General features: G+C 56.9%; 23 protein-coding genes. 8 read left to right on the plus strand and 15 right to left on the minus strand.

The window, feature by feature from the left end; all coding sequences use genetic code 11:
- Positions 1 to 386: 386 nt before the first annotated feature.
- Positions 387 to 983: a transcription elongation factor GreB gene (greB, locus tag OHL21_RS04130; protein WP_263415981.1), complete on the plus strand. Its 597-nt coding sequence runs from the start codon at positions 387 to 389 to the stop codon at positions 981 to 983.
- A 408-nt stretch (positions 984 to 1,391) separates the two neighbouring features.
- Here greB and OHL21_RS04135 read toward each other — a convergent pair whose 3' ends face one another.
- Positions 1,392 to 4,388: an Ig-like domain-containing protein gene (locus OHL21_RS04135; RefSeq protein WP_263415982.1), complete on the minus strand. Its 2,997-nt coding sequence runs from the start codon at positions 4,386 to 4,388 to the stop codon at positions 1,392 to 1,394.
- A gap of 222 nt (positions 4,389 to 4,610) precedes the next feature.
- Positions 4,611 to 5,384 (minus strand): SDR family NAD(P)-dependent oxidoreductase, encoded by a 774-nt coding sequence (locus OHL21_RS04140; RefSeq protein ID WP_263415983.1) that lies wholly within the window; start codon positions 5,382 to 5,384, stop codon positions 4,611 to 4,613.
- Between the two features lie 452 nt (positions 5,385 to 5,836).
- Here OHL21_RS04140 and OHL21_RS04145 point away from each other — a divergent pair, with 452 nt between their 5' ends.
- Together OHL21_RS04145 and OHL21_RS04150 are read left to right on the plus strand one after the other, a co-directional pair.
- Positions 5,837 to 6,184: a PadR family transcriptional regulator gene (locus tag OHL21_RS04145; protein ID WP_263415984.1), complete on the plus strand. Its 348-nt coding sequence runs from the start codon at positions 5,837 to 5,839 to the stop codon at positions 6,182 to 6,184.
- Complete coding sequence (locus tag OHL21_RS04150; RefSeq protein ID WP_263415985.1) at positions 6,174 to 6,917, plus strand: hypothetical protein; 744 nt, start codon at positions 6,174 to 6,176, stop codon at positions 6,915 to 6,917. Before OHL21_RS04145 ends, OHL21_RS04150 begins: the two co-directional genes overlap by 11 nt.
- A gap of 25 nt (positions 6,918 to 6,942) precedes the next feature.
- Here OHL21_RS04150 and OHL21_RS04155 read toward each other — a convergent pair whose 3' ends face one another.
- Both OHL21_RS04155 and OHL21_RS04160 read right to left on the minus strand, forming a co-directional pair.
- Positions 6,943 to 7,392, minus strand: a complete 450-nt coding sequence (locus OHL21_RS04155) for a DUF1569 domain-containing protein (protein WP_263415986.1) — start codon at positions 7,390 to 7,392, stop codon at positions 6,943 to 6,945.
- Entirely contained in the window at positions 7,389 to 8,210 is an 822-nt protein-coding gene (locus tag OHL21_RS04160; RefSeq protein ID WP_263415987.1) for a hydroxypyruvate isomerase family protein, read from the minus strand. The genes OHL21_RS04155 and OHL21_RS04160 overlap by 4 nt, the downstream gene beginning before the upstream one ends.
- A 1,021-nt stretch (positions 8,211 to 9,231) precedes the next feature.
- On the opposite strand from OHL21_RS04160, the gene OHL21_RS04165 reads away from it, so the two are divergent.
- The 3 genes from OHL21_RS04165 to OHL21_RS04175 all read left to right on the plus strand — a co-directional run bounded on the left by OHL21_RS04165 (position 9,232) and on the right by OHL21_RS04175 (position 12,403).
- Positions 9,232 to 9,957, plus strand: coding sequence for an RNA polymerase sigma factor (locus OHL21_RS04165; protein WP_263415988.1), 726 nt, complete (start codon positions 9,232 to 9,234; stop codon positions 9,955 to 9,957).
- A gap of 217 nt (positions 9,958 to 10,174) precedes the next feature.
- Positions 10,175 to 10,846: an alpha/beta hydrolase family protein gene (locus OHL21_RS04170; protein ID WP_263415989.1), complete on the plus strand. Its 672-nt coding sequence runs from the start codon at positions 10,175 to 10,177 to the stop codon at positions 10,844 to 10,846.
- 411 nt (positions 10,847 to 11,257) lie between these two features.
- Positions 11,258 to 12,403 (plus strand): radical SAM protein, encoded by a 1,146-nt coding sequence (locus OHL21_RS04175; RefSeq protein ID WP_263415990.1) that lies wholly within the window; start codon positions 11,258 to 11,260, stop codon positions 12,401 to 12,403.
- Here the strand turns inward: OHL21_RS04175 and OHL21_RS04180 are convergent.
- Both OHL21_RS04180 and OHL21_RS04185 read right to left on the minus strand, forming a co-directional pair.
- Positions 12,343 to 13,206: a phosphatase PAP2 family protein gene (locus tag OHL21_RS04180; RefSeq protein ID WP_263415991.1), complete on the minus strand. Its 864-nt coding sequence runs from the start codon at positions 13,204 to 13,206 to the stop codon at positions 12,343 to 12,345. The two genes, OHL21_RS04175 and OHL21_RS04180, sit on opposite strands and share 61 nt — an antisense overlap.
- A 446-nt stretch (positions 13,207 to 13,652) precedes the next feature.
- On the minus strand, positions 13,653 to 14,285 hold the full coding sequence (locus tag OHL21_RS04185; RefSeq protein ID WP_263415992.1) for a CGNR zinc finger domain-containing protein: 633 nt from the start codon (positions 14,283 to 14,285) through the stop codon (positions 13,653 to 13,655).
- A 126-nt stretch (positions 14,286 to 14,411) separates the two neighbouring features.
- Between OHL21_RS04185 and OHL21_RS04190 the strand changes: the two genes are divergently transcribed.
- Entirely contained in the window at positions 14,412 to 14,939 is a 528-nt protein-coding gene (locus OHL21_RS04190; protein WP_263416003.1) for a GNAT family N-acetyltransferase, read from the plus strand.
- A 369-nt stretch (positions 14,940 to 15,308) separates the two neighbouring features.
- Positions 15,309 to 15,764, plus strand: coding sequence for a nuclear transport factor 2 family protein (locus OHL21_RS04195; protein ID WP_263415993.1), 456 nt, complete (start codon positions 15,309 to 15,311; stop codon positions 15,762 to 15,764).
- 323 nt (positions 15,765 to 16,087) lie between these two features.
- Here the strand turns inward: OHL21_RS04195 and OHL21_RS04200 are convergent, their stop codons facing one another.
- The 9 genes from OHL21_RS04200 to OHL21_RS04240 form a co-directional block, all read right to left on the minus strand.
- Complete coding sequence (locus OHL21_RS04200; RefSeq protein WP_263415994.1) at positions 16,088 to 17,104, minus strand: IS110 family RNA-guided transposase; 1,017 nt, start codon at positions 17,102 to 17,104, stop codon at positions 16,088 to 16,090.
- Between the two features lie 349 nt (positions 17,105 to 17,453).
- Positions 17,454 to 19,637, minus strand: a complete 2,184-nt coding sequence (locus tag OHL21_RS04205; RefSeq protein ID WP_263415995.1) for an outer membrane protein assembly factor BamB family protein — start codon at positions 19,635 to 19,637, stop codon at positions 17,454 to 17,456.
- Between the two features lie 224 nt (positions 19,638 to 19,861).
- A complete protein-coding gene (locus tag OHL21_RS04210) occupies positions 19,862 to 20,617 on the minus strand; it encodes an SDR family NAD(P)-dependent oxidoreductase (RefSeq protein WP_263415996.1) in 756 nt (251 codons plus the stop codon).
- Positions 20,618 to 20,937: 320 nt separating this feature from the next.
- A complete protein-coding gene (locus OHL21_RS04215; RefSeq protein WP_263415997.1) occupies positions 20,938 to 22,221 on the minus strand; it encodes an MFS transporter in 1,284 nt (427 codons plus the stop codon).
- An 8-nt stretch (positions 22,222 to 22,229) separates the two neighbouring features.
- Entirely contained in the window at positions 22,230 to 23,075 is an 846-nt protein-coding gene (locus tag OHL21_RS04220; protein ID WP_263415998.1) for a ThuA domain-containing protein, read from the minus strand.
- A gap of 66 nt (positions 23,076 to 23,141) precedes the next feature.
- Entirely contained in the window at positions 23,142 to 23,543 is a 402-nt protein-coding gene (locus tag OHL21_RS04225) for a hypothetical protein (protein ID WP_263415999.1), read from the minus strand.
- 343 nt (positions 23,544 to 23,886) lie between these two features.
- Entirely contained in the window at positions 23,887 to 24,738 is an 852-nt protein-coding gene (locus tag OHL21_RS04230; protein WP_263416000.1) for an FAD-dependent oxidoreductase, read from the minus strand.
- On the minus strand, positions 24,647 to 25,102 hold the full coding sequence (locus tag OHL21_RS04235) for an FAD-dependent oxidoreductase (RefSeq protein ID WP_263416001.1): 456 nt from the start codon (positions 25,100 to 25,102) through the stop codon (positions 24,647 to 24,649). The genes OHL21_RS04230 and OHL21_RS04235 overlap by 92 nt, the downstream gene beginning before the upstream one ends.
- Positions 25,103 to 25,213: 111 nt before the next feature.
- A complete protein-coding gene (locus OHL21_RS04240; protein WP_263416002.1) occupies positions 25,214 to 25,954 on the minus strand; it encodes an SDR family oxidoreductase in 741 nt (246 codons plus the stop codon).
- Positions 25,955 to 26,389 lie beyond the last annotated feature (435 nt).

Here is a 26,389-nt window from a genome sequence, read left to right on the forward strand (position 1 = left end):
GATGGAGATCCCTCCGATGGCGGTGAGCCGCCAACCAAGCCTGGAACTCCAGTTCCACCGAACCCGGGGATCAAATAAAAAGAACACCCTCCTCCCGGAGGGTGTTCTTGTATCCCAGAAGATTTTGCGCAGAGCCGAATATCAAGGACCTGTGCCCTGTAATCTGAAGACATGCACGACCGCCTAGAGCATTTTCACTGTTGCTGGGTATCCCGGAAGAGGAGTGCAGTGGCGTTTTCATTGCGGAAAACGCCCATAGATGCGGAAGCCCTACTCTGCACCTACAGGGAAAATGCTCCATCTCTGCCGATGAAGCAGCTGATCCAACCTATGAATGGGCAATCAGCTAATCGAGGCACTCATTAATTCGCGCTGGAGAGGGAAGGATGCGGAAAGGTTTTACTAGAAGACCGCAAGCAGAAGAGCCCGCGGGGCACGGCAAAAACTACATCACCCCCAGTGGGCTCGATCGCCTTAAACATGAGCGCCATTTTTTACTCACCAGGGAGCGCCCTGCCGTGGTGCAGGTAGTGGCCTGGGCAGCCGGGAATGGCGATCGCAGCGAGAATGCCGACTATCAGTACGGAAAGCGAAGACTGCGACAGATCGATGCGCGGATTCGCTTTCTTACGAAACGCATCGAAGCCGCGGAAGTGGTAGATCCCGAAGCTCCGAGATCGGGCCTGCGGATGGTCAAGGCATTCTTTGGCGCGACCGTTCGCTATGTCACTGCCACAGGGGAAGAGCGAGTGGTGAGCATTGTCGGGACCGACGAAGTCGATCTCGAACGCAACCATATCAGTTGGGTCTCGCCTCTGGGGCGAGCATTAATGAAGACCGCAGCGGGTGACGAAATTGTTCTCCATGCGCCGCGCGGTCCGGAGTACCTGACAGTGTTGGAAGTACGGTACGAACGCATTGCGGTAGAACCGTTCCGCGAGCCACTTGGGGCCGAAGTCTCTACCAACGGACACGATCGCTAGAGCGTTTTTCTAAAGATATAATGCGGAGTATTAGGATCGTTTAGGTGGAGCGCGCCCTATACCAGCCTGCGGCAACGGCCCAGGTTTTCGCGCTACACCGAACTCCGCTCCTGTTTTGCTTAAGGGCACGGCTTCAGCCGTGCCGTAAAGTTGGCAACAAACGCGGCTTTAGCCGCTGAGGTCATGGCTTGGTACCTCAGCGGCTAAAGCCGCATCTCTTCTAGGCTCAGTATGGGACGGCTGAAGCCGTCCCCTTAAGCAAGACATTCGCGCCGCAGGCGCGAACTAGAGCCCTGCAACTAAAGTGACATAGGTCATAAAGAGTTTTGTCATCCGAAGCGTTGAAAACAGGTCCTTCACTCCGTTCAGGATGACAACATCTATGACAAGAACTTCTGAGACACCGCTCTAGTGAAGCGCATAGACATCGATTTCGCCCATGGGGTTGGCGACGCTCGTGAGATCGTGGCCGGTAGAGATATACACCTTGCCGTTGCCGACGACAGGCGAGGTGAACTTGAGACCGTAACCCGGAACGTCGGCAGCGTTCATTGAGCTGCTGTAGAGCGTATTCGCGAGGTTGCCCGCGTCGAAGGCAAAGAGGGTAGCGTTGGTGGGCGTCGCGCCTGCGCGATTCTGTAAAGGTTGGCCTTGATCGAGCACCCAGACGATGCCATTTTGGGTTCCATCAGCGGAGATGAAAGGTGTGGCTCCATTGCTGTTCATCGAGACATTGGGTGTAGTCATGGAGCCCGGCGTAAGCGTCCCTCCGTAGTTGAACTGCCGGATGCCGGCGGGGATGCCGGAGACCGTGGGTGTAACGCCGACGTAGGCGGAGTTATTGAAGTAGGCTGCGGTGCCGAAGTCCTCGTAAGAGATGATGCTGGCTGTGTGGGTGCCTGTGCTGTCGGTGCAGCTATCGGTGTATGGCGACACAAGGCCGGTGCTGAAGAAGAAGGTCTGGGTTGCGCCTGCATCGCCAGCCTGCTGCCGGCCGAGGTTACCGGAGTCGAGCAGGTAGAGCTTTCCAGTCTTTCCTCCGACAAGAAGCTCGCCGGCGCCAGGGATGAGCAGAAGGCCACCGGCCCCAAGATCGGCATCGCGACAGTTCATGTATCGATAGCCAACGGGTGTGAAATAGTCTTCGAGCCTGACTCCGCTGCTGAACTTGAGTACGGAGTCGCCAAAGGCGGTCTGGCCGTCCCATGGGCCATTGCCGGTAGCGATGTAGATGTTGCCGGAACTGTCGGCTACCGGGCCACCGCCGCCCATCCAGACGCCGCCTGCGGCAGCGTAGGTGCCTTCGCCGTTGAGGTTCGGGCTGGAGTTGAATACGCCTACCTGCGCAAGAGTTGTAGCATCGTAGGCTAGGAGCCAGCCGCTCTTGCAGCCGCCCAGGCCGATGTAGATGTTGCCGTTGGCCAGCAGAAGCGCGGCGCGCTGAACACACGTCGTGTTGAGCGTAACAACTCCGTTGACGGCTTCCTTACTGGTTCCGGGAACCGAGGCCTGGAGGGTGACAGGGCCTCCGAACTTCTGAGCGCCTGTGGTGATGTCAAGCGCATTGAGGCGGAAGGTCGTGCCAAGGCTTGAAACCTGCGTTGAGACAACATAGAGAGTGTTCGTAGAAGGATCGATCACCGGTGTTGAGGTGACGCCGAGATTCGGTGCGATGGCCCCACTCGTCAACGGAAGCTCACCAGGCTGGAGGAGCGAGACCTTCCAGAGCGGCGCAATATTGGTGTCCGCATCAAGGGCGTAGACGAAGTCATTCTCGGTGGCGGCAAAGAGGACGTTATGTTTGGCGCCTTGCACGGTGAGGTCAGAGATGAGCAGCGGCTCGCCATAGACATAGCCGTCGAGCAGGTAGGAGAAGACTTTGCCGAAGGTCTGCGGGCTGACGTTGGCGGGCGTGAGCGAGGCTTCTTGCGCGTTGAGGCCGCTGCGATTCGCATCCATGTGCCACGTGAGGATGTTGACGCCGGTGCCGGGCGCAACGGAGACGCTGAGAGGAACAGCGCCGGTAGATCCGTTGTAGCTGGCGGTAATCGTCGTAGAGCCGGCAGCAAGTGGCGTAACCAGACCGGAAGAGACGGACGCAACTGAAGTGTTCCCGGCAGTCCAGGTGGCCTGCGAGGTGATGTCCTGCGTTGTGCCGTTCGCGAGGGTCAGCATGGCGGTCAACTGTCGCGTGGATCCCAGGGCCACTGTGGCTGGATTGGGCGTGATGGTGATGGGGCTTACCTTGAGGGCAATCGATGATGTAGACGCGCCGCCGCAGTAATCCCATGCCTCGACGACGGCATTGTAGGAACCAGAAGCAAGCGTCAGCGATGTGTTAAGCGAGCTCCCGTTGGTCTGGTACTGAAGGGCGTTATTGATATAGATGCCCATGGCAGCGATACCTTCTGCACAGGTCGTGGTGCCGGCAGTGGCGACAAACTTCACAGGAGAAGAGACGGTGCTTCCGCTTACGGGCGAGGTGACCGAGACCCCATTCAGATTCGATCCGCTGGAGACGTTGATGCTGATGGGAGTGGCGGCGGCTCCTCCGCAGTAATCCCACTCCTGGACAACGGTATTGTTCACGCCGGTGTTGAGAGCGATGGAGGTATTGAGGGAGCTGCCATTCGTCCGATAGACGAGCGAGTTGTTGACGTAGATCCCCATGGTTGCGACACCCTGGGAACAGCTACCAGAGGCCGTAGCTGTGGCAACATACTTCACCGGAGAGGTAACGGTGCTTCCGTTGCTGGGCGAGGTGACAGTAACGCTGCCGTTCGAGTTTGTGACAGTGAGATTCACAACGCTGGTGTAAGCTCCGCCGCAATAGTCCCATGCTTGAACGACAGTGTTGTTGAAGCCGGGCTGGAGTTTGAGCTGGGTGTTCAAGGAGCTGCCGGAGACTTCGTAGGCGAGGGCATTATTGACGTAGATGCCCATTGAGGCAATGCCCGCGGCGCAGCTGGTGGTGCCGGCGCTGGCGACGTAGGTGACAGGCGATGCCACGGTGCTTCCGGTAACAGGCGAGGAGACGGACACACCGTTCATAGTCGATCCGCTGGAGACGGTGATGTTGATTGGCGTGGTGGATGCTCCCCCACAGTAGTCCCACTCTTCGACAACGGTATAGTGCACGCCGGGCGTTAAGCTGATGGGCGCATTAAGGGTGTTGCCGTCAGACTGATAGACGAGGGCATTGTCCACATAGACGCCCATGGCGGCGACGCCTGCCGCGCAGGTTGGAGCCGAACTGGTGGCGACGTACTGGACAGTCGTGCTGGCGGTAGTCGTGTTATTTGCGGGGCTGCTCACAGTCACTGTGGCGAAGGCTGGTGCGACAGCGGCCAGAAAGAAAAAAACCAAGGGAACGATGAGGCGGCGGATACCTGAGAGGCTTTTCATGACGCTCTTTTGTATGTCGGCGTGCACGTTTCAGGTCGGTCGGAAGGCGAGGAGACAACGAATTGCCTAAGTCAGTCCGACCGCTTTCTCAGCATGACTTGTCGCCCCTGTGATGTGTGACGATCTTCCAGGAGTTGCCTACGGTGCTTGTTTTATTCGAGGCTTTAATTTCTTGCTGAGTTAGGGGAAGACTGTAGGCCGGCGACCGGGAGGAAATATAACTCACGAACGCTTGCGCATGCGCAGGCTTTGCCAACTTCCATCGGAGGTCCAGCCGCCATCGATCGCGAGAGCCTGGCCATTGATAAAGCCGCTCTGGGCCGGGTCGGCGAGGAAGAGGATGGCGCGGGCGATATCGTCGGGAGTTGCGAAGCGGGCCATGGGAACTCGGGCGATGATGTCATCGTCGGTGTAGCCGCCGCCGGCCTGGTCAGCGACATCCATCTCTGTTTTGACCCAGCGGGGACAGACTGCATTGACGCGAATGCCATGCCCGCCCCACTCTCCAGCAAGGGTCCGGGTAAGTCCGATAAGGCCGTGCTTGGAGGCGTTATACGCGGTACGGTCACTCACACCGACGAGACCGGCGATCGAAGCAACATTGACGATGCTTCCCTCTCGCTGCGCCAGCATAATGGAGCCAAAGGCCCGGGAGAGAACGAACGGTGCGACGAGGTTCACCTCAAGCACGCGGCGGAAGGCTGCGGCCTCCACAGTCTCGGCAGGAGCGATGAAGCTGATGCCTGCATTGTTGACGAGGACGTCGACGCGGGCCCAACGTTCCATGATCAGCGATATGGCTCGCGCGATCAGGGCCTCATCGGTGATATCCCCGATGAGTTCTTCTGCTTCAGCGCCGGTCTCACGCACCGCGGCGAGCGTGGCGTCGCACGACTGCATATCGAGCAACAGAAGGGTATAACCAGCCTCGCCGAGAACCTCGGCAGTTCTGCGCCCAATGCCCTGCGCCGCTCCCGTTACGATGGCAACTCGCATCTCTTCACTCTACTCGAGCGTCCGGCCGTTCCGCATCGGTTGGGCTGTGAGGCGATTGAATGATTGAAGAAATTGAATGATCGAATAAGACAGCCTATCGGCGATCTTTTTTGTTTGTCATTTCGCAGCGCAGCGGAGAAATCTGCTTCTGACAGTCATCCTCTGGCAAACCGTGTGGGAGCAGCGGGCTTCAGCCCGCTGATAAAGGCGTAAAAGTAAATGGGCTTTAGCCCTGGGCCTTCTCTGTCGAATAGAAAAAAGGCCCAGGGCTAAAGCCCATTTCTATTGAAGCGATAAACCGAGGGCTAAAAGCCCTCGGCTCCCACCGGTTCGAGCTTCGCTCGAATAGTTCACCACACCCTTCGCGATAAAACCGCGAAGAATGGGGCAAACGAGTGCTTCCAACTATCCAGACTTGACAATACATCCGTAACGGATATATTTGTCGATGCATGGCGAAGAAAGATACAACGCACGCTCCGCTGACTCCCGCAGTGCTGCACATCCTGCTGGCGCTCTCCACCGGGGAGCGGCACGGATACGGGATCATGAAGCAGGTGGAAGCGGACTCACAGGGCAAGGTGAAGATGGGTCCGGGCACGCTGTATGGCTCGATTGGACGCATGATGGAAGCCGGTCTGATCCGGGAAAGCGATAAGCGAATCGATCCGGAGATGGACGACGAGCGGCGGATCTACTACAAACTAACCACCGCGGGGCGGGCTGCGCTGGGAGCGGAACTTAAGCGGTATCGCAACGTGGTGGCGGTGGCGGAAGGGCGGTTGGCCTATGGCCAATGATGTCGCAGGCCGGCATTACCGGGCGTTGTATGCGATGCTGCTGCGGCTGTATCCGCGGCGTTTCCATGATCGGTTCGGCGAGGAGATGGCTCAGACGTTTCACGACCTCTGCCGCGAGCGCAGAAACGCCAATCGTGGCTTATTCGGGCTTGTACTGTGGGTCTTTTTCGAGACGTCGGTGGGAGCCATTAAGGAGAACACAACTCATATGACACAACCGAGCAAGACGATACTGCGTGTGGCCCTGGTGGCGCTGGGCCTTTTGATGGTGCCGGTGATCGCATCGCGAGTGGTGGATGGATGGAACTGGCCCCCACGCGCGTTCGTGCTCGTGTATGTCCTGTTCTTCGGGACGGGGATGGCGTATGCGCTGATCGCGAGAAAGATGAACTCGTGGGCATACAAGGCAGGCGTTGGTATTGCGCTGGTGACCGGATTCGGCCTGGGGTGGTCAAACATGGTCCATGTCGCGGACTCAGGAAATCCCGCGAACCTGATCTACTACAGCGTGCTCGTGGTAGGTCTCATTGGGGCCTTGCTGACGCGTCTGCAGCCACGAGGGCTGGCTTTCACACTGTTCGCGATGGCGGCTTTGCTTGCCCTGATTGCCGTGCTGCTACCCTCGGGCGCGCCGCCCGACCTTGCGCGGAACATGGCCATTGGGCACGGTATCTCCGTGGTGTTGCTCATCGCCTCGGGTCTACTGTTCCGCCGCGCAAGTCTGATGGGCTGAAGTTTCAACATCGAATCGGATCAACTCAAACGCCGAATTGACTCAGATGATGATCGAGATGCTTATACCCTATCGTCGCCCATTCGTGAGGAGTCATGGGGCCAAAGAAACAATGCGGGTGTGTCGTACATCCGGCCGGTCCAGCCGCAGAAAAACGGTCAAGCCAATCGAGCAAACGTCGCTGCTCCGCAACAAAGTCCTTGTCACCCTGCATGATCAGGCTCTTCTCCGTGGGCATATTCCGGCGGATCGGCGCTTCCCCTAAAACAGACTTCTTCGCCATCTTTCCGAAGATCCGCCCGACGAAGCTTCGTGGCGGGTTATTCAGCCCCGCGGCCTGTTCCATCCAGGCGGAACAGTGTGCAAGCATCTGCGCCGGCGTCATGGCGCCCCATTGTCTCTCACTGCGAGGGCCCAGGCTTTCGATGCGTTTTTTGATTTCCGTCACGGAAGCAGGTTCAAACAGGTTTTTCATAGATTCCCCTCAGCTAACGCCTTCTGTGCATCAAGTCTGGCCTTCCGTAAGGAAGCCACTGGATCCGTAGTAGGTGCGTATTCCATCCCGATGAAGCGGTTGTAATTCAGCTTCCCTAAGGTGCGATAGATGTTCGTGTAGTCGATCTCGCCGGTTCCGGGTTCATTCCGGCCAGGAACATCCGCGATGTGGACCAGTCCCACCCACTCAATATTTGCTTCGAGCTTTTCGATCAGGTTTCCGCCGCCGCGTTGCTCGTGGTAGAAGTCGTACAACACTTTCACGTTGGGACGATTAACCGCGCGCACAATCTCAAAGCCTTCCTTCACGGACGTAAGGAAGATGGTGGGATTCTCGATCAAATCGATCGGCTCAATCACGATATTGATTCCCTGCTTATCGGCAATGTCGGAGGCACGTCGCAGATTTTCGACAGCGGCCATAAATTGCACCTGCGGGTCGACCTGTAGCTTCTTGCCGGATTTGATGTTGATCTGAGGGCATTCCAGCTCTTTAGCAATGTGGCAATGTTCTGTCACACGCGACGCAAATTCTTCAGATTGCCCAGGAATCGCAAAACTCGCCTGAAGCCCGCTCAACATATCAATCACCACGTTGAGCGAGCGCATCTTCGCCATAATGCGGCGCTGCTCTTCGGGTGTCCACTTCTGGAAGTATCCGATAAGCTCCACTCCCTGATAGCCCGCCTCTGCGATGACCTCAATACAGCGGTCGTACGAGGGCAGCTTTAGCATGTGGATCTCACAGGAGAACTTTGGAGCGGAAGAAGCCGGCGTCTGGGCGGAGGAAAGGTTCATCGAGTTCTCAAAGGCAGAAACTTTAGCGAAACGAGTGTATCGGCTACATGTTCCCAACTCAAACCCACCGTCGTCATGCTGCTGAAGCGTATAGGAACCGAGGAGTTCGCTTTGCCACATATAAGCGCTGAAGGCGCGCTCTATACCAGCCTGGGGCAACGCCCCAGGTCTCGTTCACATAGAACGATCAAGGGCTGAAGGCCCGCTCTATAATTCCCCCATACAAGGCCCGGCGAAACATAGGTGTGGCGTGGACGTTTTTCGCGCATGGATGTTATTGCTCGGAAGTGATGTAAGCTTTCGGTCATGCTATGCATCTGTCACAGCAAGTCAGAATACAGAAGGCCCTTCCACAAGCGATCATCCTTTCGCTGGTGTTGCTTGTTGCCAACTTAGTAGGTTGTGCTCAGGGTTGGACACCTGACGCGAGCATCATCAGCAAGATGGAAGCCGGCATCAAACCCAGCGATATACCGCCCCAATATGCCCCGGGGCACCCTCCCATTATTAGTCAGTACGCCCGATACTACTTCGGCTACAAGGCTCACAATCGCAGGATGATTCGCGGTGAACTCGTCCGGTCATCCATATCGGAGATGAAACCGGCGGGTATCTATATAGTCCGGAGCCAAAGAGAGTTCCCTGTGATCTTTGATGGTGGATGTTCTGTCATGCACCTGGTGTATGACGTGGAAGCCGGGAAAATTGGGTCGCTGCAATGCAATGGCTTGGCCTAGAGCTGGCATTGGGAATTATGGAGCGGGCCTTCAGCCCTTTAACAATGTTGTGGCTCTAATACCTGGGGCGTTGCCCCAGGCTGGTATAGAACGCGCCTTCAGCGCTCGGCTTTTATCTCCTTTCCCCGCCGGGGTGCCCCACCCTCACGGAGTTAGGGTGGGCGAGGAATACCCCTAAATTCCCGCGCTAAAGTTTTCCTGACATCCTTGTCGAAAACCCGTTTTGCCATTCGTCGTTATTCTCGGAAGCTCATGTACCCTTCGAGACACCGCGCGGAGACGAGTTGCACCGCAGGATCACGTCAGTACTTTCTGTGGTCTACCTGATCTTCAACGAGGGGTACACCGCAACCTCAGGAGAAGAGTGGATGCGGACCGCACTCTGCGACGAGGCGCTGCGGCTCGGACGCATACTGGCACAACTTCTTCCCGGCGAGTCTGAAGTTCACGCGCTTCTGGCCTTGATGGAGCTCAATGCGGCGCGCACCGCGGCCCGCCGGGGAAGCAAGGGTGAAGCGATCCTGCTGCTGGATCAGAATCGCGCGTTGTGGGATGAAGCACAGATTCACCGGGGAATGACCTCGCTCGAACACGCGGAAAGGTTGGGCGGTGAAGCAAAATATTATCGGTTGCAGGCAGCCATTGTTGCCTGCCACATGCGAGCGCGCACAGCCGAAGAGACGGACTGGGGACGGATCGTTCTTCTCTACGACGCTCTGATGCAGACCGCGCCCTCTCCTATCGTGGCGCTGAATCGAGCAGTCGCCGTAGGTATGGCACAGGGCCCCGCCGCCGGGCTTAATGCACTCGATGCCATCGCCGGAGACTCTGCTCTGACCGGCTATCATCTGCTGCACAGTGTTCGCGGAGACCTGCTGATGAAGATGGGCAACTTCACTGAGGCGCGTGAAGAAATACAGCGTGCCATCGCCATGACGCAGAACCTGCGTGAACAGGAATTGCTGACGGAGAGACTGAAGCAGATCGAGAAAGCCACCCCCTCAAGTTAAGCGGTGGTGGGAGCAGCGGGGCTCCCGGCAAGCTTGCTGGCTGGGGTGTTCAGCGGGCTTCAGCCGCTGATAAAAGCATGAAAGTAAATGGGCTTTTAGCCCAATCCTTTTTGACTTCGTAAGCCGTGGGCTAATAGCTCACGGCTCCCACCGATTCGAGCTTCGCTCGAATGCCTGGGTCGCTACATAAACGGGGATGCCTGCATAATTTGTGCATATGAACAGTTGTCGAGAGTTTCTTGACGCTCCGCCGGATGAAGTACCCGTTCGAGGCTACTTGCATCTCCCGGCCCTTTCCGGCGGTGATTGCCTCGTCCTGACGCACGGCGCAGGAGCGAATTGCAACGCCCCACTTCTCGTGGCGCTGGCGGATGCGTTCTGCGCTTCGGGGATAACTGTTCTACGCTGTGATCTTCCCTTCCGTCAGTCACGACCGCACGGGCCGCCACCTCGTGGCAGTGCAGAGCGTGATCAGCAGGGCCTGCGAGCGGCAGTCGCCTCCATGCGAAGACAGGGATTGGGACGTATATTTCTGGGAGGTCACTCATACGGAGGAAGGCAGGCGTCGATGCTTGCTGCGGCTGAACCCAATCTTGTAGACAGGATTCTGCTGCTCTCATACCCGCTCCACCCTCCGCAGCGGCCCAGCGAGTTACGTACCGGGCACTTCCCTGATCTCAAAACTCCCGCTCTATTCGTTCATGGCGCGCGGGACAGGTTCGCCTCGATCGCCGAGCTGACAGAGGCGTTGGAGCTCATCCCGGCACGAACCGAACTACTTTCCATCACCAGCACGGGGCACGAACTGCTCACAAAGAAGAACCGTGATGAACTGCCAAAGAAGATAGTGGAGGCATTCCGGTCTTTTGCTTACGAGACGCCTATCTAGTGTGATGTCTCAGAAGTTCTTGTCATAAATGTTGTCATTCTGAACGAATCACGAACTTTAGAACACTAGAGCGTCGACAAATTCGATTGATCCGAGACAGCCCACGACATAGCTGAACTGGTGGGAGCAGCGGGCTGAAGCCCTCGGCTCCCACCGGTTCGAGCTTCGCTCGACTAGAGCATTTTCCCTGCAGGTGCAGCGCAGGGATTCCCCATCCTTGGGCGTTTTTCCGCAATAAAAACGCCGCTGCGCGCCCCTCCCGGGATACCCAGCAACAGGGAAAATGCTCTAGCTCGAACTTTACTTTCTATTTGATCCAACCTGAGCGTTCCACTTACATTCTTGTGCATCGGGCACGGGAGTAGACTGAACTCGGCGTTCTCGGATTCTTTTCGGGGCTGCGAGGTCGAAATGAGACTTGCGCGTGCGATTCGAAAAGTGCATTCCCTGCCGCGCAGCTTTCGTTACGCGCGGATGGTGGCGCGGGCACTCAAGTCACGCGGTCATCCCATCCTCGCCCATATCATCCCGATCCGGCGTTGCAATCTCGCCTGCGCCTATTGCAGCGAATATGACAGAGTCTCCAGTCCGGTACCCACAAGCGAGATGGTGCACCGCATCGATCTTCTCGACGCTCTGGGAACGGAGATCATTACCTTCAGCGGCGGAGAACCGCTATTACACCCCGATCTCGACGACCTGATCCGGCGTATTCGCTGTCATGGCCGTATCGCTACCCTGATTACCAATGGATATCTCCTTACTCCGGACCGCATCCGGCGGTTAAACCGCGCCGGCCTGGAGCACTTGCAGATCAGCATCGACAATGTAAGTCCTGATGACGTTTCCAAAAAGAGTCTGAAGGTTCTGGATAAGAAGTTGGAATGGCTTGAAGAGTTTGCCCAGTTTGCCATCAGCATCAACTCCGTCGTAGGGGCCGGAGTGAAGGATTCCCGCGATGCACTCGTCATTACACGGCGCGCCCTGGAACTGGGCTTCGATACAACCGTTGGAGTGATCCACGATCGTGGTGGTCAACTGCTGCCATTGCCGGAAGCGGACCGTGCCGTTTACGAGCAGATACAGAACGAACGAAAGCCGGGATTCTGGGCATTCTCGTATGACAACTTATTCCAAAAGAATCTATTAGGCGGAAAGCCGAACGATTGGCAATGCCGCGCGGGAAGCCGATACCTCTATATCTGTGAGGATGGACTTGTCCATTACTGTTCACAGCAGCGAGGGTACCCGGCGATTCCACTGGAGAAGTACACCCACGAAGACCTGGAACGCGAGTACTGGACGAAGAAACCGTGCGCGCCTTATTGCACCGTCTCCTGTGTGCACCGTGTGGAAATGATCGATATGGTTCGGGAGGATCCTCGCACGGCTCTGAAGAAGTTCTTTCCGCCGGCGGCGGAGGGCGAAGCACCCAACCTACCAGTGGGCCTGAAAATTCTCTCCTCTGTGTTTCTCCCACCGGAGAACGGCAGACCTCAGAGTAGCGTAACGAAAGCCGTGGCCGGCGCGGTGATGAGAGTGCTTGGAATCAAATGAGCAAGCCATGCCAGATACATCGCCAGCGACAAAACCGCTCCCAGCACGACATCGACGGCGTAGTGATACCTTTCCACGACGGCGGCCACGGCGATCCAGCAAGAGATGATCAGGAAAAGGATCCCCACAGCCGGAACGCGGTGCAACAGAAAGAGAGAGATTGCCAGGGAGGCGGCGACGTGCGCGCTGGGAAAGGAAATCGCATGGATGCTTCCATGCTTCTGAATCCATAGATTGAAGACCTTGCTTTTCGTTGCCTGAGATTCCCCGTGTTCTGATTCGAGAAAGCGAGGCGGCATCGCAGGCACAAAGGGTGTGACGGCATAGCAGACGTACGTCGGTAAAAGGACGAAAGCCCAGAAAGAGTCTGCATCGCGACTTAATCCAGCCGCGTAGAGTGTGGCCAATCCCAGCAGAGGCAGCGGATAGCACAGCATGTAAGCCCACTCCATGGAGAGGTGCGCAAATCGGCCGAGCCGCACGCCGACAAGTGATACGAAGGTCCACAGCCTGCGATCCGATTGCATAAGCCAGGTCTGCATCTTCTCGTTCGGTCCGAGAAAGAATTGGCCAGTCTGCCAATAAGGAATAAGCATCAAGACCGCAGGCAGCCAATCACGGAGGATTGAAACCTGAGCCGATGGGAGGAGGTACACGGACAATCGCGCCAGGGCGATGGCGAAGATTGCACCCGCGGCGAGCATGGTTATGATTAACCGCCGTCGGGCAGCGAGCGGATAAACCCATGCCGCCAGAGCGAATATGCTGGCGAAGCCCACCTGGATCCACTCGGAAATTCGCATCGGATCTCCCAGATCTTGCTATGGCCGATCTTCCCTGGAGCATCAGAATAGTAAAAGATCGCAATACAGAGAACGTAAATAGCGTATTGCAGCGGTGCAAACCCCGAGGACAGGGAACCCGCTAGAGCTGTTCTCCATCAGATATAGAGCTGAAAAAGGGAAGTCTGAACCAAGCAGTCGATCATTTGGTGTGATGGGAGGAGGAGCATCTGGGTCCTCGCAAAGAATCAAGCTCTCATTACGATCCATGCCCGTCGGATTAGGCAACATGAACATATCCGCAGGCCGCTCTGTAGAGAACTGGATAACAACAGTCAACTTACAGCGGCTTCGTTAGAGCATTTTTCCTGTAGGTGTAGCGTAGGGGTTTCCGCATCTATGGGCGTTTTCCGCAATGAAAACGCCGCTGCACGCCTCGTCCGGGATACCCAGCAACAGGTGAACGGTCACTGTGAGTCGACCATCCGCTGTTTGCTCCGATAGCGTCTCGCCTTGATCCGATTACCGCAGAGCTTCATGTCACACCACCGTCGGGCTTTGTTCTTGCTGCCGTCAAGGAATAACCAGCGACATTCTTGGTTTGAACAAGCGCGTAGTTGGTCAATTTCTGCCGAAGTAAGCAACTCAAGAGCAGTCGACACCAGCCTTCTGAGCGGCACATCCGAAGCGCGCACCCGGTCTCCGCCTGCGTTCCACCGCAAACGGGAATCGCACCATTCAAGATCCTCTGATTTCCGCATCGTCCGCGCAAAAGCGGACAGACTTCTCACGCCGTCGATCGGAGGAGCTTGTCCGTCAACAACGGCATACAGAATCGATGCCAGACACTCGCGGAATCTCTTTGTGGAAGACAAGCTCCTTCGCTTTCTGACCGGATCGCTTGTTGCGAGTTTTTGAATCTCTGATGGCGTGATTAGCCCACTCTGCTCCGCGAAGCACAGAAGATCTGCGTAGTTGTTCAGAAGTTCCTCTGCTCCGGATGGCCGAAATCTCCAGTCCAGAGTGTTGACAAGATCCAGCGCGGGATGGCCCGCCACAAGCTGGAAGGGTGCTGAATCGAGCTTCTTCTGAATCTGCATCACCCTAATTCTAGTCGAGATCATATCGCTCGCGTCACCGTCAAAACCAACTATGATGGTGATGGAGGTATTTTCTTGTCAGTCGATCCTTCATCCTTGTCATTGCTTCCGCGGTTCTCTGCTCGTTTGGTATTCCGTAACTGGACCATGAACGATACAGCGCTCGCTGAATCCTTATGGTGCGATCCCGAAGTTACTCATTTCTTCGGGGGCGCTATGACCTCAACACAGGCGCGTGAACGGCTCCATGCAGAATGCCAACGCCAGGATCTGCTTGGGATGCAGTACTGGCCGATGTTCCTACGAGAGACGGGCGAGTTTGCAGGGTGTGCTGGACTGCGCCCATGGTCGATGGATTCCAAAACAATTGAGGTAGGCGTTCATCTCATCCGGTCCGCCTGGGGATTGCGCTTGGGTGAAGAGGCCTTGCGGGCGGTGCTCACTCATGGATTCGATGCGCTCAGCCTTCCAGTAATCGTCGCAGGACATGGGATCGCACACGACAACTCGCGGAGGTTGCTTCAGCGCGTGGGTTTCAAGTACACGCACAACATCCTATGGGGCCCGAAAGAGATCGAGGTATGCATGTGGGCGATCACTGCGGAGACGTGGAATGTGACAGGAAAGCATCCGACTAGAGCATTTTCCCTGTAGGTGTAGCCCAGAGCATCCTCATCTATGGGCGTTTTCCGCGATGAAAACGCCACTGCACGCCCCTTCCGGGATACCCAGCAACAGGGAAAATGCTCTAGCCGCCAATAAGGAGCGCCATGGGCTTCATCGAAGGTGAGGGGCGGCATCAAACGAGGCTCTTCCCCGTCGTGCCGAGTTTCGTAACGAGCTCGACCACGCCCTTCACACCGCACACCGACTGTTGACAGCAGCATTGGGGCCGCGTATAAGAGCGTCGCCGCAAAAAGGCGGCGCGCCGCACCATAGGTTCGCGGCGACGGTAAGTTCGCGGCGACGGTAAATTCCCGGGCCGGCTACGGGAGTATCTCGCACTAAGAGGGAGAGACCGCGATGAATCGGAAAATCACGTTTACATTTTTGGTGGTGTGTTGCCTGGCGGTGGCCATCACAGTGGTCGCGCAGGGTGGCGGCGACACGTCCGCCAAGATCGAGCAACTCGAAAAAGACATGCACCACGCGCAAATGAACAGCGATGTCGCATGGTATCAACAGCACCTGGCCGACGGCTATGTCGAGGGGCATAGCTGGGGTGACTGGGCGACCAGAGCCGAGGCCATCAAGCAAGCACAGGATAAGTCCATCAAGTTCACCAAGGGCGATATCAGCGATGTGAAGGTAGCGGCCTTCGGACCCAACACCGCGGTCGCACACTATAAGCTCACCTATGATGCCACCTTCAACGGTACGCGCCGGGCTCGCACGGTAATTTGCAGCGACACATGGATCAACCAGTCCGGCGCCTGGAAGCTCGCTTCCAACCACTGCTCGCATGTTGAGGGAACCTAGAACGACATTGGTAGAGAAAATCAAGCACTGAAGGCGCGACCTATACCAGCCTGGGGCAACGCCCCAGGTTTGGCACCCACAAGATGTCAAAGGGCTGAAGGCCCGCCCCATATTAAGAGCCTTCATTCCGACCGTATCGTTTAGATAGAGCATACGAACGGTTTCACGAACCGTTTCGTTTGTGACGATTGGGAACTATAGATCGGGCCTTCAGCCCTCTTACCGTTTCTTTATCTCCCTACCTGGGGCGTTGCCCCAGATTCTCTCTCGCGTTGCAAGTTTTTTTCTCTTTGAGGGGTGTCCCGAGGGGAACTTTCTCTTTTTTAGATTGTTTGGATTTGCGGGAAGAGCTTTTGGCCATCGTATGGAGTTGCCGATTTGAGAACGCCGTAGATGGCGTGAAGTAGCTTTCTTGCAACAGCGATAAGGGCCTGCATTTTGGCCTTATGGCGATGGACTAGGGTTCGATAGAAGGCTTTGATGTGGGGGTCGTGCTGGATGGCGACCAGGGCAGGCATGTAGAGGACGCGCCGGAGTGCGCGGTTGCCGGCGCGGCTGATCCTTGAAGGTCTATGGACCGAAGAGCCGGAGATGTGATGGGCAGGATCAAGCCCGCTGTGAGCGACCCACTGCCGCACGGACAGTTCCGGCGATAGTACGACCAGTTCGCCCAGGATCTGCAAGGCGCTGACCCTGGCGATACCGGGGATGCTGATGAGCAGCTCGTAGTGCTGCTTGAGCACCGCGTCGGCACGCACCAGCGCGAGGGCTTCGCGGCGAAGGACGTGGATGCGGCACTCCAGCGACTCCAGTGCGTTCTGGAGATCTTCGACGATACAGGCAGGAGTGATGTCAGACACCTTGGCGGCGTGCAGGCGGTTCTTGGTACGGGTAAGCTCGGCCGTGAGGGTATCGATATGCCGGCTCAGAGAGCGCAACTGCAACTGGCTGCGACTGGGCGCACGCCAGCCAGTAAACTCCATACGCCGGCTGTAAGCGGCAAGTGTTCGCGCATCGACTGGATCCGTTTTGGACCGGGACAGCGTCTGACCGAAGCGATGAGCCACTTTAGGGTTCAGGACCTGGACTTCGATTCCTTCAGCAGCATCCAGCGCCAAGGCCAGGTCTAACGAGTAAACCCCTGTCGCCTCCAGCGATACACGGGCCTGGCCCCGCTGGCCAAGCCATGCGATCAGGGTCTTGTGACCGCTCCCGTTGTTGGGGAACTCACGTTCCACCACAGCTTGATCCGGTTGCTCCACAGCCACCGCAAGAGTGGCTGCACTGACGTCGATACCGCAGAAAATTACCTCTGTAGCAGATTTGGATAGTTGGCTCATCGACCCTCTCCGTTTTACGATGTGGTCTCGGCTTCCGTCCCTGTCCGCGGACACGGACTTACTCTTCTCGCCAACCTTGAACATGCAGGCTCAATGGCCTTCGATTCTCCACGGCGTCAAAAGAGAGGGACGGGGGCCGATCTGGACCGCAGGCTCAATGGCCTTGGCTGGTATACGGCCTCTCCGCCGAAACGTAATCCAATCCTTACGTCTCTCGATGAAACATACAAGGCTGGTATAGGTCGCGCCTTCAGCGCTCAACACATCTTTCTGGCTCAATAAGAATGAGCTTTAGCTGGGCCATATCGCACACTTCCGATAACGATCCTGGTATTTCTTCCGTGGACCATTACCGGTGGGCAGCCGGCGCTGATGTTGTGTGCTTGGGGAACGACTTTGCTAAGTAAGCAGCGATCTGATCGAACTCTGCGTCGCTGGCCACAGCGCCACGACCAGCCATGACCTGAACCAGATCGTTCCACTCCTGCGGATCGAGGTGCTGCGTAGCTATCGTTGAGACGGAATGACAGCCGGAGCATACCCGAAGAGTCGTCTCTCGACCTGGCCCCATCGGAAAGAGAGCGAGATCAGATGCGCTTAGTTGTTTCATAAGCTGCGGTGTAGCCACCGTCGGCGGCGCCTTCACCGTCGGCGATGCCTGCGGCGCCCGTGGAGAAGACTGTGCGGTTCGAGATACCACCGCGCCATTCGCATCGGGCAGACTGTACACCACCAGGGAATCGCTCGCTAATTTAGCGCCGATGAGGCCGCCTCCGGTCGCGACAACAGCGACATATTGCTTGCCATTGGCGGTGTAGGTAATCGGCGTCGCCTCCGCGGAGGCCGGCAGTTTGACTGTCCATATCTCTTTTCCGTTCCTTGCATCGAATGCCCGGAAGCGGGAGTCATCGGTAGCACCAATGAAGACCAATCCGCTGGCCGTGACGATAGCTCCGCCAAGGCCCGGCCTGCCGGTATTCCGCTTCCCTTCGGGCAAGCTATCGGTAACTCCCAGTGTCGAGCGCCACGCTATCTTTCCGGTGTTGACGTCGACAGCCACCAACTCTCCCCAGGGTGTGGGACCGCAGGGTAGGTGGTTGGTGGGATTCCAGAAGCGCACCACGCCCGCGAGCGGCCCCGAGTTGATATAGCTGCCATCAGCGTTGCGTATCACACGCACCGGTTGCGCAAGATTGTTCACATTGGCGATGAAGAGGCCCAGCTTAGGATCGAAGGCTCCGCCATAATAGTTCACGCCGCCCTGTGTCCCGGGCAAAACAACGGTATAGCGATCTAATGCAGGGGGAGTATAGAGATCGCCGAGGAGCATATTGTTGTCGTCGACATATCGTTCGCACCACGCCTGATGCTCAGGGGTGTCCTTGTAGAGATTCGATCGGCTTAGGGTCGTTTGCGAAAGCGGTTCAGGAAGCACCGGGAACGGTTGTGTTGGAGAGGTCTTTTCTCCAGGAACATTGCTTGCAGGAACGGGTCGCTCCACAACGCCATAGATCGGCTTGCCCGTAACGCGATCGAGAATAAACATCAATCCATTTTTATTAACAGTGGCTACCGCGGGGATGATTTTGCCGCCGTGCTTTACATCAAACAGAGTCGGTGGCGACTGAGTGTCGATATCCCAGATGTCGTGATGAACCACCTGGAAATACCACAGCAGCTTGCCGGTATTGACATCGACGGCAACGAGAGAAGTACCGAACAGATTGTCCCCCGGCCGATCCACACCAACACGATCGTTATTGGGCGCTCCGAACGGCATATATAGAATGCCTCGTGCCTCGTCGATCGTCATGTGACCCCAGACGTTGACGCCCGACCGATCCTTCCAGGAATCGCCGGCCCAGCTTTCATGTCCCAACTCTCCCGGCCGCGGAACGGAGTGAAACGTCCATACCAGTTTGCCCGTATGTGCATCCCATGCGCGAGTGTCGCCGGCGGGACCAACGCCACCGAGCGCTCCTCCCGGCCCCTCTCCGGGTCCCGCACCCGTAATGACCAGTCCCTTATAAATGACCGGAGGAGAGGGCAAGATATAGCTCTTATCCATGCCGGTCGTCATCACTTCGGGGGTCTTGAGATTCACCATCCCGTTGGTACCGAATTCGGAGTTGAGCTGTCCCGTTACCGCGCTGATCGAATACATGCGTCCAAGACGAGTGCCGAAGATGATGGAAGGCCCGGAGGTTGCATCGCCCGGCCAATAGGCGCAGCCGCGCATCGAAGCGTTGTCACCGTCGGGAATCTCAAACACCCACTTCTCCGCGCCCGTTGCCGAATCCAAAGCAACGATTCGACTGTAAGGAGTGACGACATACATCGTCGTACCGATCACAAGGGGCTGGTCTTCCGACTGATGGAAGCTCGATGAAGTTGTCGAACCAGGTTGCGTCGCGCCGGTGCCTGGTGCCGGCTTCATGTGATAGACCCATGCAACCGTCAATTGGTTCACATTCTCCGGGGTGATCTGTGTCAGCGGGGAATAACGTGCCCCCGTCGAATCACGACCGACCATCGGCCAATCACCCGGGGCAATCAGGGATGCAGATTTCGTTTCAGGAGAGCTCTGACTACCTTCACTTACGGCAAAGTGTGACACAAATAACAACATGGACAGAAGGCTGAGTGACCCGCCCCTACTAAATCCTGATTTGAATTGCATCTTCCGCCGCCCTTCCCGGAGCAAACTCTACCTACGCACTAAATACTGACCTCGATCCCTGTTTTCGTTTCACTTCCTTATTTCGCGGTCCAGCCGCCATCGATAAGAATGTCCGTTCCGGTGATAAAGCCGGCATGTTCCGAGCACAGATAGCAGGCCAGCGCACCGATCTCCTCCACCTTGCCCCAGCGTCCGACCGGAAGGCTGGCCAGGAACTGCGCATTCGCCTCGGGGTTATTCATCACCGGCATGTTCATCTCGGTGCCGAACGGCCCAGGGCTGATGCCGTTAACGGTGATGCCTTCTGACGCGAGCTCGTGTGAAAGTGCACGCGTGAATCCAAGAAGCGCCGTCTTCGCCGACGAGTAGGCCGTACGTCCCGGCAGCGAAACATGACTCATGATGGAGGTCATATTCAGAATGCGCCCGAAGCCGGTGCCCTGCATCCCTGGCACAAACGCTCGGCTCATTAGAAAGGTGGAGATCAGACTGGAGTCGAGCACGCTGCGAAATTCCTCTAGGGTGAACTCGATCAACGGCTTACGGATGTTAGTTCCGGCATTGTTGATAAGGATTTGAGGAGCACCAAAGCGCTGCTGAACCTGCTCCTGCAGCCGGATCACATCACTCTCGCAGGTCACGTCTGCGGTGAACAACTCCGCAGTGCCGCCCTTCTCCTCAATGGCGGACTTGACGGACTTCAGACGCTCGACATCGCGCGCCACCAGCGCAATCGCCGCACCTGCTTCCGCCAGAGCCAGCGACATCGCCTCTCCAAGGCCACGACTCGCGCCGGTGATCACTGCTGTTCTACCCGATAGATCGATGACCATCGTACCACCTGTTCTTCGAAGGTCCGGAACAGCTACATCGGACCGGCTGGAGATTCTGCAACTGTATACAGAGTTCCGTTGTTTTGCGTCAACGGTTAGAGCAAATCTCCTAAACGGAACGGTCCGTTAACCAACCCGGGTGCCCCACCTCGGGGTTCCCAGCCAGCTTGGCTGGCTGGGGTGAAGCCTCACGGAGTTAGGGTGGGTACGACGCCATGGAATTATAGGGCGGGCCTTCAGCCCTTTAACTTCCTGTGAGCACCGCAACCTGGGGCGCTGCCCCAGGCTGGTATAGATCGCGCCTTCAGCGCTTTAACTGCTTACAAAGAATTCGTTTCTGCCTGAGCGTCCAACATTTGTGCTGCGCTTCCCTGCCCCGGAGCAGACAACCTGCTCTCCGGGTCGAGCACGAGCCAGCAACTTGCAGAGACGCACGCCGCTCCTACCATCGTGTAGATCAGGGAGTTCCAATTGCCACCGCTGCGCTGCAGCAGAAAACCTGCAAATACCGGCGCGGCAAAGCCGGCAAGGTTACCCAGCATATTCATCGTGGCAGCCACTGTAGCGGTATATGGACCACCGATCTCCACGCACGCATTCCAGGAGATCGGCATGGTGATATCGCTGAAGAAGCTTGCAAAGCCGAGACAGATCATCGCCGGAATTACATCGGTGATGCGCGTAAACACAAACAGCAGCATTGCCGTAAACAAGAAGCCGCATAAGGCGACAATGCGGCGTGGTATGCGCAGCGGCAACATGCCGCTCAGCAGCGATCCCACTCCTCCGAACAGCAGCGGAATCACCGAGAGCGTAGCCGCACGCGCGACGGTCTGTCCTCGCGCTTCGCGCAGGTATGTGGGCAGCCAGGTGATGTAGAAATACCAGACGAACGAGAAACAAAAGTACTGCAGCGTCAGCAGCAGCACGCGGGTCGTGAGCAGCACCTTTAGCCAATTGTGCTGCCCAACATGAATTGTCAGTGCCCGCTGCTGCAAAATGAGATCGGCCTCTGCCGCGTTCACGCTGCCATGCCGTAGCGGATCATCGCGAAACCATGCGGAAAACACGACGCACCAAAGCACACCCATCAATGCGAAGAGTACGAATGCCCAGTGCCAGTTCACCAGAGTGATCAACGCCAGCGCCAATGGCGGCGTAACGGCACCGCCCCATCGAGTGAACGCCCACATCATGGACTGAGCCCTGATCCGCTCGCGGCGCGGCAACCAGACACTCAACATGCGCGTCAGGTTTGGAAAGCAGCCGGCCTCTCCAGCGCCAAAGAGAAACCGAATCACCCACATGCTGGCCACGTTCCATGCGACACCGGTTAAGGCGGTGAAGGCAGACCACGCGAGTACGATCTGCAGCAGAACGCGGCGGACGCCGATGCGGTCACCGAGCAGTCCCATCGGAAGCTCGAACAGCGCATACGACAGACCAAAGGCGCCGAAGATAAGGCCCATCTGTGCCTTGTTCAAATGAAGATCCCGAGCGATTGGCACAGCAGCCTGCGAGATAGCCACGCGCTGCACATACGAGAGCACCGCCAGCGAAATTGCCAGCGCCACCACACCGTAGCGAGCTCGAGTCGGCTTCATAGACAACTTCAATCTCGTTTCCGTTGCGGCGGGGCTTTGTAATCTACCAACTCGTTCACCGGATGCTTGCCCGCCCATGCGATACCGCGCAACAGCATTGCCTGAATCTGCGGGTTAGAGAAACTCTCGTACTTGTGCCCCTGCATCCACACAAATGCACGCGCCGGCTGGCCGCCCGGAAGTGTGTGTTCGTATGTCCAGATCTGGGGAACCACCTCTCCCTTATGTGTACCGGCGCTCGGCGTTGCCGCCATCACAGTAGTCGCCAGCACATGAATTTTGGGATTCTGCGCCCAGGTCATGCTGAAGAATGCTTCATCATCCGGCAGAGTCAGATCTGTCATTCCCTGCATGATCGGATCGGACTTATCGACAATGGTGTACGGAATGGGAGCGTCCCAGGTGTAGTTCACCTCACCATGCTTCTTCGCTCCGCCGAAGATGGTGGCAAAGTAGGCCGGATCTGGCCCGCAGATCGTATCGTGAATCCCTACCAGGCCTCCGCCGCGCTTCAGATATGTTTCAAGCGTCGTTTTCTGCTTGTCCGTCAGGTAACCAGAGTCGCCCTTATAGAAGACGATCACATCGGTGTGCGCAAGTTCCTCATCCGTGGGGAAATGATACGAACCATCCACAACAGCACCGTGCTCGGTCAGCACCTTGCTCCAGTCGGCAAGGAACTGCGGATAATCATGCAAGCCCGGCGCATGCGTCTTCAATCCCGCCCGGATATAGATATGCATGCCATTCACATTCTGCCCAGGAATAGGAGGAGCCGGCGGGTAGCTCTGCGCATGCGAAGATGGGACGCACACCGCCAACGCAAGACACAGTTCGAGCAATCGGCGGGACATAATTCTCCTTATGCAGTGCTGCATCGACGCGTGCCGCAACACTGTATACAGTTGAATTTTGAGCTGTCAATCCTTGCCTGAAATCTCGCGACCGAAGTAGATAAATACGAGCACCGCAAGCGTAGCAAGCCAACCCGTGGCAACGATCCACTGGGCGTGAGCGAACGCGTCAAAGCAATCTGGTTTGCCGAAGGCTCGATAGAGAAAGATGTGCTCACAGTACATCCAGCTAGGAGGAAGAAGTATCCAGAGGATAAGGAGCGTAGATTTGGCCGAATGGCGGTCAGGCGGAGTGGTATTGCTGCGCTTTGCCATTGTCTGCTCGCCGAGCCACTGAAGCCCTTTGGCCAGAGCATATAAGGCGAAAAGCAAGCCAAGGATAGTGATGACGAGGGCAATCCAGCCGTTGGAGACGAAGGTGCCGGCCATACACTCAGGCGGGAGCGCTTCAGCGAGGAACGAGGTCATGGTTGGATTCTAGCCGGGAGGAACAAAGTGGTACGTCAACTCTGGGACATCGAGCGAAGCTCGAACGGTCTTGCTTAAGGGCACGGCTTCAGCCGTGCCGGTACAGCGCGGAGAAAAGATGCGGCTTTAGCCGCTGAGGTCATAGCTTCGGTACCTCAGCGGCTAAAGCCGCATATCTTTGGAGCTCGGTACGGGACGGCTGAAAGCCGTCCCCTTAAGCAAGGCATTCGCGCCACAGGCGCGAACTAGAGCTGTTCTCCATCAGCGAGGGAGCTACCCGGAAGAGAACCTCTCTAGCCGGGAGGAAATACCTCCTCATGTTTCAGGAACCGACCGGCTCGGATCAGGCCTCCGAGGCTGGCAGAACCGCTTCGTTCCCACCGAAGCTGCGGAACAAAGCTACGACGCGCTCACAGGCATCCGGCGCATAGAACATCTCTGTGTTCACCATGGTGTCTGCCGTCATACGCCGCATCCGGGCAAACATCTCCGCTTCATAGGCTGCAATGGCTTTCGAGGCTGACTCCTCACTAAGAAGGAGCCTAGACAGGACAAGGGCATCAAGCATCGCCATATTCACGCCTTCGCCCGCATAAGGAGGCATCACGTGCGCCGCATCGCCAATCAAGGTCACGTTCGGCTTTGACTTCCAGGGTTGATCCATCGGGACAACAAGGAGCGGACGCCAGACCATAGAGATGGCCTCTCGAAAGAGTGGTTCCCATAGATCGCTCCAGCCTTTGAAATTGGCGTGGAACCATCCAACCCGCTGATCCGGTTCGACTGCCTCCTCAAGGCTCTGCCTTACCACACGATCCTCTGTCTTCAGGCCCGCATACAGCAGCACGCTGCCGTCCGGCTTCGTACCTATACCAATCGTCCTCTCGCTGCCTAAAGCGATCAGGGCTGAGCCTGCGAGAAGATCCCACAACTCCGGTATCGTCTGCTTTGCCGCAGGGACAAGGCCCTCTACAAGCGACACGCCGACATACTGCGGCTGGACGGGAGTGACCAGTTCACGCAAGCGGGAGTTTGCGCCGTCGCTACCGATAACGATGTCGGCGACTGCCGTCTTTTCGCCTGCGAAGCGTAACAAGACCTGCTCACCTTGAATCTCTGACGACTCCAGCTTGCAGTCCCACTGCACCGTACCAGGCTCGAGCGAATCGAAGCAGAAGATCGCGCAGAGGTCCACGTTCAATCTCAGGACGTTGCCCCGGACCGGACATCCGGCGAAAGTGATCGTGAAGAACCGTGCCGTTTGCATCGGTAAGGCGAAGGTTGTTGAGGTCTGGCCGATGATTCGCCCAGAAGACTTCTGTCAGACCGGCGGCTTCCAGGGCTGCCAGTCCAGAGTCTTCGTGAAGGTCCAATGCACTGCCCTGGACTCGTTCGCTGCGGCTTCGGTCACGCTCATACACTGACACCTGCGCACCGCTTTGCTGCAGCAGGCGTGCCAGGGTAAGCCCGCCTGGTCCTCCGCCGACAATGGCGATCTTCTTTCCACCAATAGCGTTCATATTGATCTTTCCAGTCTTTCGGCCTGAATCAAATGCCACGTTCCCTCATGTGCGGATTCGGCTCACAAGATCTGATGAACCGGATCAATGCATGACTCGGAATTAATTGGCTTAGCCTTCCCTACGCCTAGCCACATCGTCGCCGCCCATTTACTCGAGCGTATTGGAACCATTCACTGAAATTTTCTGTCCAGTGACAAATCCGGCTCCGTCGCTCGCGAGAAAGGCTACGGCCTTCGCGACATCTTGAGGAACTCCCATCTTCTTTGTGGGCAGGGTTTGCAGATACTGGTCTAACTCTGCCTGCGGAGTGCCGACGTGGCGCTCCGTGGGTATCCAGCCTGGGGCGACCAGATTTACGGTAATGCCGGTCGGCGCCAGTTCGCGTGCCCAGGAACGGGTCTGCCCCAGCTGGGCGCCTTTTGCCGCCACATAGTTGGCGAACCGAGGGTTTCCTAACTCGAAGACTTCGCTTCCGATCTGAATGATGCGGCCGAATTGCTTCTCCTTCATACGCGGGAGAACCCGCTTGAGCAGAAGCAGCGGAGACTTCACAAAAAACTCCAGTTGATCAAGATAGCTTTCCCACGTCTGCTCTTCGATCGAAAGCAGCGGCTGAGGTCCCGTCGCATTGACGACCAGGACGTCGATGCCCCCGAAAGCCTTCTCAGCCTGCGTGACCAGCGCGTCGATCTCGGCGGGATTTCGAACGTCAGCCTTTACGGCCAGGGCCTGCGCGCCGAGCTTGCGGATCTGATCGCAGAGATCCTCGGCTCCGGCTTTGCCGTTGAAGTAGTTGACGACCACATTCATGCCTGCCGTGCCGAGTTCGTGTGCGATCGCACGCCCAAGACCGCGCGATGCGCCGGTTACCAATGCCGTCCGCTTCATCGTAAGTTCCTTTGATTTGAAAGTCTTCTCATCGCAAAATCGCAATGGAGCTTCCCATCTTTTCTACGCCAGGAACTCTGCCCTTAGCAAAACTCACCTGATTTTCAGAAGCTTGAATGTATTGAGCTCAGCCCAATGATTCATGTGGATGAATTCGACACCGACACCGTGAGATCGGCGAGATAAGCGCTGAAGGGCGGGGCCTTTCAGCTATATCCGCCTGGGCCAACGCCCCAGGTCTCCAGCAACCTCGCGATTATTCCAGTTCCGTGACACACTCCGGCTAAAGAACTATAGAGCGGGCCTTCAGCCCCAGCCCTTTCAAGGTGTTTTCTTTGCGTTTTTAAGGACGCGATAGGTGGAGAAGTGAGCTGAAGCTTGTAGTACGTCGACATATTCTTTTGTCTTTTTGATTTTTGGAGCACGTTTGGCTGC

Origin of the sequence: Terriglobus albidus (genome assembly GCF_025685425.1) — a bacterium.
Taxonomy (GTDB): Bacteria; Acidobacteriota; Terriglobia; order Terriglobales; family Acidobacteriaceae; genus Terriglobus; species Terriglobus albidus.

Excerpts from the sequence above, each read along its gene's own strand:
- greB (WP_263415981.1), top strand. The coding sequence starts at position 387 with ATGCGGAAAGGTTTTACTAGAAGACCGCAAGCAGAAGAGCCCGCGGGG.
- OHL21_RS04135 (WP_263415982.1), bottom strand. The coding sequence starts at position 4,388 with ATGAAAAGCCTCTCAGGTATCCGCCGCCTCATCGTTCCCTTGGTTTTT.
- OHL21_RS04140 (WP_263415983.1), bottom strand. The coding sequence starts at position 5,384 with ATGCGAGTTGCCATCGTAACGGGAGCGGCGCAGGGCATTGGGCGCAGA.
- OHL21_RS04145 (WP_263415984.1), top strand. The coding sequence starts at position 5,837 with ATGGCGAAGAAAGATACAACGCACGCTCCGCTGACTCCCGCAGTGCTG.
- OHL21_RS04150 (WP_263415985.1), top strand. The coding sequence starts at position 6,174 with ATGGCCAATGATGTCGCAGGCCGGCATTACCGGGCGTTGTATGCGATG.
- OHL21_RS04155 (WP_263415986.1), bottom strand. The coding sequence starts at position 7,392 with ATGAAAAACCTGTTTGAACCTGCTTCCGTGACGGAAATCAAAAAACGC.
- OHL21_RS04160 (WP_263415987.1), bottom strand. The coding sequence starts at position 8,210 with ATGAACCTTTCCTCCGCCCAGACGCCGGCTTCTTCCGCTCCAAAGTTC.
- OHL21_RS04170 (WP_263415989.1), top strand. The coding sequence starts at position 10,175 with ATGAACAGTTGTCGAGAGTTTCTTGACGCTCCGCCGGATGAAGTACCC.
- OHL21_RS04175 (WP_263415990.1), top strand. The coding sequence starts at position 11,258 with ATGAGACTTGCGCGTGCGATTCGAAAAGTGCATTCCCTGCCGCGCAGC.
- OHL21_RS04180 (WP_263415991.1), bottom strand. The coding sequence starts at position 13,206 with ATGCGAATTTCCGAGTGGATCCAGGTGGGCTTCGCCAGCATATTCGCT.
- OHL21_RS04185 (WP_263415992.1), bottom strand. The coding sequence starts at position 14,285 with ATGCAGATTCAGAAGAAGCTCGATTCAGCACCCTTCCAGCTTGTGGCG.
- OHL21_RS04195 (WP_263415993.1), top strand. The coding sequence starts at position 15,309 with ATGAATCGGAAAATCACGTTTACATTTTTGGTGGTGTGTTGCCTGGCG.
- OHL21_RS04200 (WP_263415994.1), bottom strand. The coding sequence starts at position 17,104 with ATGAGCCAACTATCCAAATCTGCTACAGAGGTAATTTTCTGCGGTATC.
- OHL21_RS04205 (WP_263415995.1), bottom strand. The coding sequence starts at position 19,637 with ATGGTCGGTCGTGATTCGACGGGGGCACGTTATTCCCCGCTGACACAG.
- OHL21_RS04210 (WP_263415996.1), bottom strand. The coding sequence starts at position 20,617 with ATGGTCATCGATCTATCGGGTAGAACAGCAGTGATCACCGGCGCGAGT.
- OHL21_RS04215 (WP_263415997.1), bottom strand. The coding sequence starts at position 22,221 with ATGAAGCCGACTCGAGCTCGCTACGGTGTGGTGGCGCTGGCAATTTCG.
- OHL21_RS04220 (WP_263415998.1), bottom strand. The coding sequence starts at position 23,075 with ATGTCCCGCCGATTGCTCGAACTGTGTCTTGCGTTGGCGGTGTGCGTC.
- OHL21_RS04225 (WP_263415999.1), bottom strand. The coding sequence starts at position 23,543 with ATGACCTCGTTCCTCGCTGAAGCGCTCCCGCCTGAGTGTATGGCCGGC.
- OHL21_RS04240 (WP_263416002.1), bottom strand. The coding sequence starts at position 25,954 with ATGAAGCGGACGGCATTGGTAACCGGCGCATCGCGCGGTCTTGGGCGT.